13 protein-coding genes are annotated in these 12,483 nt (G+C 45.2%); 1 reads left to right on the top strand and 12 read right to left on the bottom strand.

Annotated features, from left to right (window positions below; genetic code table 11):
• Positions 1-12: 12 nt before the first annotated feature.
• Genes WFI24_RS26825 through WFI24_RS26805 form a run of 5 tightly spaced genes read right to left on the bottom strand, consistent with a single transcriptional unit; the run spans position 13 to position 5,861 of the window.
• Positions 13-912, bottom strand: a complete 900-nt coding sequence (locus WFI24_RS26825; RefSeq protein ID WP_336765017.1) for an ROK family protein — start codon at positions 910-912, stop codon at positions 13-15.
• 22 nt (positions 913-934) lie between these two features.
• Positions 935-2,413: a glycoside hydrolase family 32 protein gene (locus WFI24_RS26820; RefSeq protein WP_336765016.1), complete on the bottom strand. Its 1,479-nt coding sequence runs from the start codon at positions 2,411-2,413 to the stop codon at positions 935-937.
• Positions 2,414-2,438: 25 nt separating this feature from the next.
• Positions 2,439-4,046 carry an ABC transporter substrate-binding protein gene (locus WFI24_RS26815; protein ID WP_336765015.1) on the bottom strand — a complete coding sequence of 536 codons (1,608 nt, stop codon included), beginning with the start codon at positions 4,044-4,046 and terminating at the stop codon, positions 2,439-2,441.
• A gap of 56 nt (positions 4,047-4,102) precedes the next feature.
• Complete coding sequence (locus WFI24_RS26810; RefSeq protein WP_336765014.1) at positions 4,103-4,984, bottom strand: carbohydrate ABC transporter permease; 882 nt, start codon at positions 4,982-4,984, stop codon at positions 4,103-4,105.
• Positions 4,985-5,000: 16 nt separating this feature from the next.
• Positions 5,001-5,861 (bottom strand): ABC transporter permease, encoded by an 861-nt coding sequence (locus WFI24_RS26805; protein WP_336765134.1) that lies wholly within the window; start codon positions 5,859-5,861, stop codon positions 5,001-5,003.
• A gap of 542 nt (positions 5,862-6,403) precedes the next feature.
• Between WFI24_RS26805 and WFI24_RS26800 the strand changes: the two genes are divergently transcribed.
• A complete protein-coding gene (locus WFI24_RS26800) occupies positions 6,404-7,480 on the top strand; it encodes a LacI family DNA-binding transcriptional regulator (RefSeq protein WP_336765013.1) in 1,077 nt (358 codons plus the stop codon).
• Between the two features lie 118 nt (positions 7,481-7,598).
• Here the strand turns inward: WFI24_RS26800 and WFI24_RS26795 are convergent, their stop codons facing one another.
• The 7 genes from WFI24_RS26795 to WFI24_RS26765 form a co-directional block, all read right to left on the bottom strand.
• Positions 7,599-8,417, bottom strand: coding sequence for a purine-nucleoside phosphorylase (locus tag WFI24_RS26795; RefSeq protein ID WP_336765012.1), 819 nt, complete (start codon positions 8,415-8,417; stop codon positions 7,599-7,601).
• 268 nt (positions 8,418-8,685) lie between these two features.
• The gene (locus WFI24_RS26790; RefSeq protein ID WP_336765011.1) at positions 8,686-8,853 is read right to left on the bottom strand and encodes a hypothetical protein; all 168 of its coding nucleotides are present in this window, start codon (positions 8,851-8,853) and stop codon (positions 8,686-8,688) included.
• Between the two features lie 48 nt (positions 8,854-8,901).
• Positions 8,902-9,906, bottom strand: coding sequence for an endo-1,4-beta-xylanase (locus WFI24_RS26785; RefSeq protein ID WP_336765010.1), 1,005 nt, complete (start codon positions 9,904-9,906; stop codon positions 8,902-8,904).
• 236 nt (positions 9,907-10,142) lie between these two features.
• Positions 10,143-10,490 carry a hypothetical protein gene (locus WFI24_RS26780; RefSeq protein ID WP_336765009.1) on the bottom strand — a complete coding sequence of 116 codons (348 nt, stop codon included), beginning with the start codon at positions 10,488-10,490 and terminating at the stop codon, positions 10,143-10,145.
• 98 nt (positions 10,491-10,588) lie between these two features.
• The gene (locus WFI24_RS26775) at positions 10,589-11,461 is read right to left on the bottom strand and encodes an aminoglycoside phosphotransferase family protein (RefSeq protein WP_336765008.1); all 873 of its coding nucleotides are present in this window, start codon (positions 11,459-11,461) and stop codon (positions 10,589-10,591) included.
• A 41-nt stretch (positions 11,462-11,502) separates the two neighbouring features.
• A complete protein-coding gene (locus WFI24_RS26770; RefSeq protein WP_336765007.1) occupies positions 11,503-11,982 on the bottom strand; it encodes a DinB family protein in 480 nt (159 codons plus the stop codon).
• A gap of 21 nt (positions 11,983-12,003) precedes the next feature.
• Positions 12,004-12,336 (bottom strand): GNAT family N-acetyltransferase, encoded by a 333-nt coding sequence (locus tag WFI24_RS26765; protein ID WP_336765133.1) that lies wholly within the window; start codon positions 12,334-12,336, stop codon positions 12,004-12,006.
• Positions 12,337-12,483 lie beyond the last annotated feature (147 nt).

Here is a 12,483-nt window from a genome sequence, read left to right as displayed (position 1 = left end):
TATTTTAGAGAACTACGAAGCATGTGAAGCTTGTGCTGCTTGTTGCAATGCTTCCAGACCCAAAGCGAGTGCACCACACAGGCCTGCATGCTGGCCCAATCCGGGCTGGACAATATATTGATCGATATGTTGCGTAATTGAAGCTGCATTCACATAACCATTGAGATTCCGCACTACCCGCTCCCGGATCATAGGAAACAGATGATCTTGCTGCATCACACCACCGCCCAAGATGATCTTCTGCGGCGAATGAAGCAGAATGGCAGTTGTAATCGACTCCGCAATGTAAAAGGATTCAATCTCCCACGCTGGATGATCTGCCGGCAGTTCACTGCCAGGGATCTGCCACCGTGCTTCTATGGCTGGTCCTGCAGCCATCCCCTCTAGGCAATCACCATGATACGGGCATAATCCGGCAAAGTGATCATCCGGATGGCGTCTTGTGCGAATATGTCCACCCTCGGGATGTAACAATCCGTGTACTCGTTGGCCCCCTGCCACGAGTCCAACACCAACGCCTGTGCCAATCGTGTAATATACACAGTTATCCAGTCCTTGCGCCGCTCCCCACGTCACTTCACCGAGCGCGGCAGCATTCACATCCGTATCCCATCCAAAAGGAACCGGAAATTCATGCTTCAAGGTTCCAATCACATTACAGTTTTCCCAACCAGGCTTAGGCGTGGTCGTAATATACCCATAAGTGGGACTATCCGGTTGCAGATCAATCGGACCAAAAGAGCCTATCCCGATTGCTTCCACACCTTTATCCTTGAAATAGTCGATCACCTTGGCAAGTGTTGTCTCAGGATGCTCTGTTGGAAAACTGATCCGGTCTTCAATCTGTCCATGCTCATTACCTACACCACATACAAACTTTGTTCCGCCTGCTTCAACGGCTCCAATACGCATCGTTCTGCACTCCTTCCCTTCATTACAATTGACCTTTAGCATTGGTCGGTGATATTTCATAGATATGAAGTGAAGAGAATGCCAGATCCGTATTTTCGGCATGAACAGAGATGCCCTGGCAATCCGCATCCGGATAGATCAGATCCGTAATAACGGCCTGACCATCATTTGCAAATACCTCCACAGATGAATGATCTACGAAGATACGCAACCGTTGATTCCCATTCACCTCTTTTAACTCAGCTGTATGACGGCTCAGGAAAAGTTCATGAAAATGGCCGATGCCCGATCGACTACGATCAACATATACTTCACTTCGGGTCGAGTCTACGCCAACGACCGTCTCGTGATCTGCGCCGCTTCTTAGCGCAAAGTGGAACGACTGATCCTGAGCCCACTCTGCATGGATCTCATAGTTCACTAGTTGCAAAGCGTTCAACTGCTCACTCACTTGCTGAATTGAAGCATCCTGTAGGGACAATACTGGCTTACGGGCTTGCTCAAGTTCACGTGCAGGACGTTGAATCAATATAACTTCTCCCGCTCTTGTCTCCAGTGTCAACTCCCGGGCAATGGTCATCGCTCCACGGTAATTATTGGTTGGCGTCTGGTTGGCATACATCCAGTTGCTCATCCAGCCGATAATGAGGCGTCTTCCATCTTCCTCAGGAACGTCAGACCAACTAACTCCTGCGTAGTTATCCCGACCATAATCAATCCAGCGAACCGTATGGGATGCCTCGTCTGGGACAAATGTAGTTCCATCAAAATCTCCGGTAAAATATTGTGTTCTGGAGCCTTCAATAAAAGCAGGATCTGCACCGATGCTAACAAGCATCACCCATTTCTCCTGCCCTGAATCTCCATCCACTGCAAGGGGGAACAGGTCGGGGCATTCCCACACGCCATCGTGTGAACCAATCCCGGCGCCGAATTCACTACCTAGCGTCCAATCCTTCAGATTGGGAGAACGATACAGACATACCGTCTGACCACAAGCGATAATCATAATCCACTCCTTGGTCTGCTCATGCCAGAACACTTTGGGATCACGGAAATCGACAAAGGACTCATGCTTTAATACCGGATTACCCTCGTATTTAGTCCAAGTTCTGCCGCTGTCTTTGCTATACGCCAGACTCTGGGTTTGTATGGCATCTTGGTTTTTAACTTCAAGATGGTGGGTGAAAATAGCAACCAATCCTGGCTCATCCTCAAAGAATCCGGTCGTATTATTCCAATCCACTACGGCACTTCCCGAGAATATAGTGCCATTCTCATCGGGGAGTAAGGCTATCGGAAGTTCCTCCCAGGAGATCAGGTCCCTGCTCACTGCATGGCCCCAATGCATGGGGCCCCATGTGGTTCCATGTGGGTGATGCTGATAGAACAAGTGATACTCCCCATTGAAAAACACCATGCCGTTCGGGTCGTTCATCCACTTCTCTTTCGGTGAAAAATGGTATTCATTTCTGTAATCTTGTTTAAGAATTGTCGACATTATGGTTTCTCCTCCGTACTTTTCTTTATTTGTTATTACGGTCATATCCCGCTTGTTTAATCTGCAGCCATTCTTGCAACCCAAGGCGATCCAGCTCTTTCAAGTAAGCATCCCATTCCTGATCTATTTTCCCGTTCTGATACCATTCTGTACGCAGACGTAACACGTAGGCGAAGAGATCGGTCTGAATCGTGGACAATCGATCCAGTTCATCAATGGAGAAGAACACACTTGGATATACGTTCTCCGCTTTCATATGCGGAACCATAACCTTGTCGAGAAGTTCCATCCGCCAAGCCGCATCTTCCGGTTTGGTTGTGTATTTGTCATAATAACTGTCGAGAATGGCCAATGGTCCTGCGATACTGGTTTTTTGTCTAAGTTCCACAGGTGCAGAGCCTTCCAGTGGAAGATGCTTCAGCATCCCCTTGGCTTCATCGAATTCAAAAATATTTTGCTGACTCTCATCTCCATAGGTACCCCAGTTGTTCTGTACGGATTGAAGCGGATCGTACAATTGGTCTACCCACTTGGCTGTGGATTCCAGGTTTTTATTGCTGCTGGTAATGACCATGCGACCACGATCAAGTCCTATTCCGTTTGTTCTTGTGACATTGACCTCTCCGTTAGGCCCGGCAACCGGAGGCAGAACATCATACGTATCATTCATGCCTGTAATGTTAGCCTTATCCCATGTGAAGTACATGCCGTACTTATTATCCTTGCCTTTCGCAAGATACGTGTTCCAATCCTGCTGGTACGATTCGACATCCACGAGGCCTTCCTGAACCAACTCATGAATGTATTTAACCGCTTCCTTGTAGCCTTCATCAGCTGCCGTGAAGACCACTTTCCCATCATTGGTTACCACGGTATGATCCCAGTTCTCCCCGAGTCCAAATGCCGCAAAAAGAAATGTCAGATCTTCTCCGCCCGGCTTGTTAATGAAAGAAAGCGGAATTTCGTCAGCCTTGCCATTACCGTTCGGGTCTTGAGTTTTGAACGCGATCAGTACTTCTTTTAATTCCTCGGTTGTCTTCGGCATCTCCAGCCCGAGCTTGTTCAGCCATTCCACATTAATCCAGGGCAAGTTATCCACCGACTGAATGCGTTGTTTGCCACTGCCGAGTTCTTCAATCCATGGGAAAGAATATATATGTCCGTCCGGTGCAGTGATCATGCTCTTGTATTCGGGAGCTTCCTCCAGCACCTTTTTCAGATTGGGCATGTGTTGTTCAATCATGTCCTCAAGTGGAATGATCGCCCCGTCCTTCGCCAGTTTCAGGAGATCATAATCCCCGTAACCTGCATCAAAAATGGCATCCGGTAAATCACCGCTGGCTACCGCCAGATTCCTTTTTTCCGCAAACACGTCACTCGTATAGTTTTTCCAGTTGATATGCACATTGGTTTTCTCTTCGAGCCGCTTGTTGATCAGCTTGTCGTTCGGATCAGCAGGAGCCAGAGGGGAACTCTGTGTGATAAAATTCAATGTCACTTTACCATCAGGTGATTGCGCTTCACTTGCTGCTCCGCCTCCACCCCCTCCACAAGCAGTTAGAAGGAGCACCGCAGACAGCATGGAAATGGACGCCGTTGTAACGGCTTTTCTGGACTTATTCACTTTTTTCATAATCATGACCTCCATGAGTTGGATTGGACCGAACTTGCTGTATCGCAGGCTGTTCACTATTTGAGAGAACCGACCATGACACCTTTTTCGAAATACTTCTGGAAGAACGGGTACATAATGATGAGTGGCAGACTCGAAATGACAATCGCTGAGTATTTAATCATCTCGGAGAGCCGTTTCAGTTCTGCCATCGCAAGCTGATCACTGATCATGCCCGGAGCAGCCTGATTCTGAATCAGAATGGAACGCAGAACGAGCTGTAACGGATGCAGGTTTGGATTATCGAGATAGATCATTGCATCAAAATAGGAATTCCATTGCCCAACGAAAGCATAGAGTGCGAGTACAAAAATGATCGGTTTCGACAACGGAATGACGATCTGGAAGAAAATCTTCATCTCGGAGGCGCCATCCACATTTGCAGCTTCTTTCAGTTCCCGAGGGACTCCTTTGAAAAAGGTTCTGGAGAGAATAATGTTCCAGACATTGACGGCTCCAGGAATGATGATCGCCCACACCGTATCCAACATGCCGAGATTACGTATGAGTAGATACGTAGGAATTAATCCCCCGCCGAAGAACATCGTAATGATAAAGATAATCATGAAAAATCCGCGTCCCGCTAGCCTATCATCTGACAATGCATAGCCTGCAAATATGGAAATGGTCACGGTGATCAGTGCAAAGGAAACCGAGTACAATACCGCATTCGCAAAACCTCGGATCATGGCTGGATTGGATAATATCATCTGATAACCGTCCAGACTCCAGTCGGATACATTGAAGGATAGTCCACGGTTCAATAGCACTGTGGGGTCCATGAATGAGGCGATAACAATGTAAATCAAGGGAACAACGACAACCAGTACAGCGCAGGTGAGAAAGATGGCATTGAGTGTGAGAATCAATCGATCCATTCCCGTATGTTTAACAACCATGGGTAATACTCCTTTCCTAGTAGAGGCCTTCGCCTTCATTCAATTTCTTCACGATCAGATTCACCGTCACCAGCAGAATCACATTGATAACCGAGTTGAACAATCCCACTGCCGCTGAATAAGCGTAATCTCCCGATTGCAGTCCCACCTTGTAGACATACGTGGCAATGATCTCAGAGGAAGGCAGATTCATGGATGTCTGCATCAGATAGGCCTTCTCAAATCCAATGGACATAATGCCACCAGCTGCCAGGATAAAGACGATAGCCATAATCGGACGAATGGTTGGAAGGTCGATGTGCCGAATACGTTGAAGGAGGTTCGCTCCATCCAGATTGGCTGCATTGTGAAGCTCTGGATCAACATTGGCCAATGCCGCGACGTATATGATGGAAGCCCAACCCGCTCCGGTCCAGATATCGGACAAGATGTAGATCCAGCGGAAATATTCCGGTTCAGACATGAACATGATCGGCTGACCTGTAATCCATGTGGCTAATTGATTAATTGGCCCTGTCGGTGAGAGGAAGATGAACAGCATTCCCACAACGACAACAACGGATATGAAGTTTGGTGCGTACAGAAACAGTTGAATATTTTTCTTGATGCCAGCTTTACGTACTTGATTCAGCATGAGTGCCAATATAATGGGCACCGGGAAACTGAATATCAATCCCAAAAAGCTGAGTTTAAGCGTATTCATTAAAATGATATCGAAATTGGGTGAAGCTATAAATTTCTCAAAATGCTTCAGACCTACCCAATCACTGCCCATGATGCCTTTGATCGGGCTGAAATCCTTAAATGCAATGATGGCTCCGTACATTGGGATGTACTTGAAGATAAGAGTCAAGATTAAGGCGGGTGCAAGCAACATATATAAAAAGTAATTCTTTTTGAGTTGCTGCAACTTATGACCGCTGGTCGTCCTCACTTTAAGTACCCTTCCTCTGCCCTTTTTGCTGTCTGCTATGTTATCCAACATGCTACCCCCGTTTCATTCTTGAAGTTGACAATTGTTTTCAGTAAGGGCTTTCAATTTTTACAATTGCCTATTTAATAATTTACAATTTATCAGGTTTCAAAGGATTTAGTCAATATGTTTTGTAAAAATAATTTGTGCATTTGAAATATATTTCTGTGCATCAATGTGACTTCACATTACTGAAGTTGCATATAGATAGTATTGATTTTATAAATTAAACCCAGAAATCCCCACATTATCACCGTAATTGGTCTATCATTATTACTAATGAAAAAAGAACCTTATGAATAAAACCAAAAACAGGGTACTCATTTCAGAATGTAAACAGAATTGTGCATTTGTAAAATTAAGATTGCTATTTATCCCGTTCTATTATACATTTGACGTAGAGAAGAATATGGATGACTATTGATTAATTAGAGGTGAGGTATTAGATGGCAAAGGAAAAAGTCACGATACAAGACATCGCTGATGCTTTGGGGATCTCCAGGAATACGGCTTCCAAAGCATTGAACGATAGCGGAAACATTCCGGATGAGACTAGAAACCGTGTAATTAAAAAAGCAATTGAACTTAAATATAAACAATTCGCCTATATGGAAAATGAGCATGTTCTAACCAAGGCTCCAAGCAATATTGCCTTGTTAACTGAAAACTTGCCTAGTACATCTCACTTTGGATCATTGCTGATTAGTGGGTTGGAGAAAAGAATTAGTGCGGAGGGATACAATCTCTCGATTCATATCGTACGTGAAGACGATCAAGATGCGCTTACACTGCCCAATAATTTTGATATTGCCAAAGTCGACGCTATCATTTGTATTGAATTATTTGATCTGGAATACACTCAGCTTATTACTGATCTCGGCATCCCAACGATCTTTATCGACTGCGCTTCCAACATATGTTATCCCGAATTCCAAGCGGATTTGTTACTTATGGAGAATGAACATAGCATCTATCAGTTAACCAAAAAGTTAATTGAGAGCGGCTACACAAGTATCGGATTTGCCGGAGATTACAATCACTGCAAGAGCTTTAATGAGCGATGGACTGGATATCACCGTGCTATGCTGGAAGCGGGCTTGCAGATCGACCTGTCCCATTGTATCGTAGATAATGATCGCTTGTTCTTCTCCAAGCCAGGATGGTTGAACCAGCGAGTGGCAGAGATGGCATCCCTACCTTCCGCTTACGTATGTGCTAATGATTTTATTGCGGTCGATCTGATGCGGGCTTTGAAAGCCAGAAATGTTGCTGTTCCACAAGATGTGGCGATATGCGGATTCGATAATGCACCCCAATCGCGAATTATTGAACCTCCGCTAACGACGGTTCATATTTACAGCAATGAAATGGGCATTAAGGCTGCAGAGATGCTATTATCCCGAATTAAAAACCCGACACAGCCCTATCAGGTCTCGCATATAGTGACCAAACCCATCATCAGAGAGTCCACGCCAGCAATTATGGCCGATCATTCTCAGATGGTTCATAGTTCTGCAAAATAAAAAAAACGTATGTCTCACGAGTAACAGCTCGTGAAGCATACGTTTTTTGGTGGTTTCGATTTGGTTGGATGAAAACTCTATCCTATCCATCGCGGCCTAGATAAAAATCATCTCGCGATTAGATCTCTTTCAGGATGCCTTTTACCAGCCCGATAAAGGTTGTTTTCACTTGGGCAGCCACTTCAATGACTTCATCATGACTTAACGGCTGATCCAGAATGCCACAGGCCATGTTCGTCAGACAGGAAATACCCAGCACCTTCATCCCGCCATGAATGGCGACAATGGCTTCAGGTACCGTGGACATACCTACAGCATCCGCACCCATCGTACGAATCATGCGAATCTCGGCTGGTGTCTCATATGCCGGACCACTCCACCACGCATAGACACCTTGCTGCAGGCCAACGTTCTGCTCTTCTGCAACCTTCAGAGCGATGCTGCGCAGTTCGCGATTGTACACCTGGGACACATCAGGGAAGCGTACTCCCAATTCAGCGTTATTCGGTCCCATCAACGGGTTATTGCCTACGAGGTTAATATGATCTGTAATGAGCATCAGTTGGCCCGGCTCAAAGCTTGTGTTGATCGCTCCGCAGGCATTCGTGATGAGTAATTGTTCAACACCCAGTGCCTTCATGATGCGAACTGGGAACGTCACTTCATCCAGTGTGAAACCTTCATAATAGTGAAGGCGTCCCTTCATCGCTACAACCGTTTTGCCCATCAGTTGACCAATGACCAGTTCATTGGCATGGCCGATGGCCTCGGATTGCGCAAAGTACGGAATTTCTGTGTAGGGAATAACGGTCGCATTCTCGATCTCGTCCGCGAGTGCTCCCAGCCCCGAACCTAGAATCATGCCTACGGCAGGCTTGATATGGATTCGGCTTAATATGTAATCTCTTGCTTCCTGAATATGTGCGGATTGATGCATAATGATATCCTCCTGATGATCTGAATTGAGTTAACGAGGTACTACTAATCAAGTGTAATGAACAATGGTCATGATGTAAATGGAAGCTGTTGTCCGAATCATTGGGGGGTGAATCCTACCGATTCAGGTCAGGGCTTCAGCCCGCTGTTTGAATCGATTCCGTAGCAAAACATGCCCTCCTTGCTGTTATTCTAACATTCATTTTTCATTTTATAAAAAAAACGACCCTGTGTGTCACAGGATCGCTTAAAACCATGGAGCTATGCTACTACAATAAATATTTGTTTCTGCTCTTCATGTAATCGATCAGCATGACCAGTAACAGTATGAATGTGGCAAACATCATTGGCTTGGCGAGAGTACCCTCTTCAAAAATGAAGTAGGTCGCCACCAAGTTTCCTGCAAATATCATCAGGTAATTGCGGATGCGATCCATATACTCATCTCATTTCGGACAGAAATTTGATTCGATACCCCTACATCTTCATCTTTCGTTATCTTTAATTATACGCCAGAATGATTCCTTTGGCTGTAACTGTTGATCAAAAACAAAAGGCCAATTTTTGCGTCCACGTACCGGGAAATGATCCAACCAGGTATAATTATCAGCCACTCCCCAGAATGTCACAGAGGTAATCGAGGATTGATATTCACGGAACAAATTGAAAATCTCTTCATATCGACGCTCCTGTAACTCAGCCATTTCCGAAGTGGGCGCAGTGAGATCCGTTCGACGATCCTCATAACGGAACACCGACATGTCCAGCTCGGTAACATGCAACTGCACATCCAGAGAAGCATAACGCTCAATAGCCATTCGGATATCCTCAATCGAAGGACCATGAATATTCCAATGCCCCTGCATACCAATCCCGTGTACAGGCGCTCCCTTATCCAGCAAAGACCGAACCAGATTGTAGATCTTCTCCCGTTTGACCGGATCCGTCTCATTGTAGTCATTATAGAAAAGCAGGGCATTCGGATCAGCCTCATGAGCCATACTGAACGCTTGCAGCAAGTAATCTTCCCCCACCAGCTCTAGCCACTTCGTATCCCGCATGAATAGGTCGGTCTTATCTTCAATAGCTTCATTGACAACATCCCACGCATATATTTGCCCCTTATACCGACCTACTACCGTATCAATATGTTGCTTCAAGCGGGATAATAGCAGTTCTCTGGAAGCGGGAGCACCTGAGGTATCCTCAAAGACCCATTTCGATGTTTGATTATGCCATACCAGTGTATGTCCGCGAACAGCTATTCCTTTACTGACGGCAAAATCAACAATTTGATCCGCTGCCTCAAATGTATAACGATCCTCCCCCGGGTGAATTTCTTCGAATTTCATCTGATTTTCAGCGGTGATGCTATTGAAGTGCTTGGCGATAAACTCCCCTTCGGACTGCAACATTCGGGTATGTACAGCAGCACCTATTTTGAACTTGTTGGCATAAGCAGCATGTAGTGATGGAATTTCTGATGACATTTACAATTCCTCCCTGCCTGTTTTTATCCATCATACCGCTTTATGAATGCGCTTACCATGAACAGATTAAACATCTTTCCCCTCATATTTAACTATTATTGGTCCCTATCCCTGTTCGTAAAACAAAAACACCCCCATGTTCCACTGCCCAGGGCAACAGAACTATTTTCATGGAAGGTGCTTTGTAATAGTGATATTCCGTTGATTCAACTCAGGTTTGGAAATGGTATTAAGCGTTATAGCTTGTCGACCTGTAATAAAGTTACCTGTTTCAGTGTACATGCCGGGTTAACCTGCTCCTCGGACAGAATGTTAAGCTTGATCAGACTTTTCAGCTTATGGCTGTCCACCTTGGACAACAATCGCCAGATATCTGGGTCAGGCAGAGCAGCATACAACTTCTGATCATCGTATTCTTTACGTTGCTGAAGCACCGTCTTCACCGTGTAATTCCCAACCTGTGTCTCATAGACACCTTGTTCCGCGCAATACGCGACAATCTCATCTCGTAGCACAGACAACTGTTGCTCAATATTTTTTTGCTGCTGCTTCAATTCAAAGTAGGTTTGCACTTTCTCTTCCATAACGATCACGCTCCTCTACTACCATAGGTATGCAAGGAACGCTGGTTTAGGACAGGCTGTTTATTTTATTTGCAAAAATGTCGTCTTACTATTCCTAATCACAGCAGGTGTTCATTCAAATATGGATTATGGACAGCCATGCTGTGAACCCGTTCCATTACATTTGGCCCCATCGGTACATCTCCAACGCGCGTTAACAGAATCCAGCGAAGACAAGCTACAGCTTCAAAAACCCGCTCCTCTTCCAGCGTGTACGTATGACTTGCAGAACGTGCAAATTGAGCGCGATACATCTCGCCGTTACTTTCCCCATTATAGATGGTGATCAGAAAAACAGACCATGCCATATCGTACCTCGGATCGCCGTATTGCCCATTGGTCCAATCGATAATGGTGTAATAGTCGTCCATCTCAAGAATATTTCCCAGATTATAATCTCCATGAATCAAATGGTCCTGTCTGATCTGAACAAGCTGAATCAAGTTTGCTAGAAGATCATGAATATCTTTATGTAATTCAATTTGAGGAAAAAAGTATTCAACAAAATTATATCTGGATATGTATTCTCCATCTTCTCCAGCTCCCACTTCATTCACAGGATAACGATGGACCTCCATTAATCGTTCAGCCAAACGTGTCAGTTTAACTTGCGTTAATTGGGTAACCGGCTCGCCATCATAGCTTGTTAACAGCACTTGATTCTGTTGGTCGTCTAATCCCCAACCGTAGGGCTTAGACACACGAATCCCACTTTGATGAAGCTTAGATAATAACCGATATTGTTTGGCGATATCCGGTTTTGAATCCTTGTTCCATACCTTCAATACGTACCGCTGATCCCCAAAGTCGATTCTCATCACATTCGCTTCCAGTCCAGGTACCAAAGGAACGATCCGATGCTCCTGTTCAATCACCTGCTGGACACGTCCATCCAGTTGCATCCAATCTATCTGGTTAAGTTGAATGGTCATCGTTCTCCTCCGTTCATTCATGCCATACCGCGCTCTCTCTGTTAGTCAGGTATAATCAGGCCTTTGCCAATGACATTGGCGGATACCGGCTGCTTGCCCAATTCTCTGGACCATACGGACAGCTGTCCCATATGGTGAATCTCATGGGCGATCACATGTCGCATGACTTCTCCCCATGAATCTGTACCGACCTTGCCAGCTGAGCGATGATCAATATAAGCTCTTTTTTCCATACTCGGCTCCCAAGCTGTAACAAATGCCTCCACATCAGGACGTAACTTGTGATCCAATCGCCTTACCGCCTCAAGATTCTGGTAGTTTGCAAAATCTTCTGCATCATCCGGTTTGCCCTGAAGTAACTGAAGCCAGCTCCACTCTACATCAATGATATGAAAAAACGTTTGTAATATGTTGCCTACTCCGCCTGTGCGTGGCCGAATCAATTCTTCATGCGATACATCTTCACACCACGCATACCATTGCTCGCGCACCATCCAGTTATAACGAAAGAATGTTTCCATTGGTATATTCCCCTTTATCGGCTATATTTTCCAGAGAGCTTTGATCAATTCTGTATTGGCAAAGGTTTCATCCGAATGTTCAAGATCACCATAAATTCCGCTGACCTGATTGAATCCGGATTTGATCCAAAAGCGTAAAGCAGGCCAATTTTTGAGCGCTACGTTGATTCGAATTTCCTTGTAACCAAGTTCGGAAAATTGACAAGTCAACGCCTGAATTAATTCTTGTCCATATCCCTGCTTCTGGATCTCGCTCTGGATATATAGGAATTCGAGATAGATCGAATCTTCGGAGGGATACCCATGGTATACACTTAACAAACCAATATAGCGGTCATCCTCATTCGTGCGAATGGATTGAATTCGATAATTTTCCAGCCTCCCTCCCGGTGATATGCTCCCATCACAGTAGACAGTAGAAAAAACAAAACTCTACTTCTACCATGATGGGAGTTTTTGTAATGTCCAAAAGAAGCCCGGTTTCATATGAAATCAAGATTC

The sequence above is a fragment of the Paenibacillus sp. USHLN196 genome (genome assembly GCF_037144955.1).
Classification (GTDB): domain Bacteria; phylum Bacillota; class Bacilli; order Paenibacillales; family Paenibacillaceae; genus Paenibacillus; species Paenibacillus xylanexedens_C.
This window is presented reverse-complemented; position numbering and strand designations above follow the sequence as displayed.

What these genes read in the sequence shown, in the direction of transcription:
- WFI24_RS26825 (WP_336765017.1), bottom strand. Translation starts at nt 912, where the DNA reads ATGCGTATTGGAGCCGTTGAAGCAGGCGGAACAAAGTTTGTATGTGGT.
- WFI24_RS26820 (WP_336765016.1), bottom strand. Translation starts at nt 2,413, where the DNA reads ATGTCGACAATTCTTAAACAAGATTACAGAAATGAATACCATTTTTCA.
- WFI24_RS26815 (WP_336765015.1), bottom strand. Translation starts at nt 4,046, where the DNA reads ATGAAAAAAGTGAATAAGTCCAGAAAAGCCGTTACAACGGCGTCCATT.
- WFI24_RS26810 (WP_336765014.1), bottom strand. Translation starts at nt 4,984, where the DNA reads ATGGTTGTTAAACATACGGGAATGGATCGATTGATTCTCACACTCAAT.
- WFI24_RS26805 (WP_336765134.1), bottom strand. Translation starts at nt 5,861, where the DNA reads ATGTTGCTTGCACCCGCCTTAATCTTGACTCTTATCTTCAAGTACATC.
- WFI24_RS26800 (WP_336765013.1), top strand. Translation starts at nt 6,404, where the DNA reads ATGGCAAAGGAAAAAGTCACGATACAAGACATCGCTGATGCTTTGGGG.
- WFI24_RS26795 (WP_336765012.1), bottom strand. Translation starts at nt 8,417, where the DNA reads ATGCATCAATCCGCACATATTCAGGAAGCAAGAGATTACATATTAAGC.
- WFI24_RS26790 (WP_336765011.1), bottom strand. Translation starts at nt 8,853, where the DNA reads ATGGATCGCATCCGCAATTACCTGATGATATTTGCAGGAAACTTGGTG.
- WFI24_RS26785 (WP_336765010.1), bottom strand. Translation starts at nt 9,906, where the DNA reads ATGTCATCAGAAATTCCATCACTACATGCTGCTTATGCCAACAAGTTC.
- WFI24_RS26780 (WP_336765009.1), bottom strand. Translation starts at nt 10,490, where the DNA reads ATGGAAGAGAAAGTGCAAACCTACTTTGAATTGAAGCAGCAGCAAAAA.
- WFI24_RS26775 (WP_336765008.1), bottom strand. Translation starts at nt 11,461, where the DNA reads ATGACCATTCAACTTAACCAGATAGATTGGATGCAACTGGATGGACGT.
- WFI24_RS26770 (WP_336765007.1), bottom strand. Translation starts at nt 11,982, where the DNA reads ATGGAAACATTCTTTCGTTATAACTGGATGGTGCGCGAGCAATGGTAT.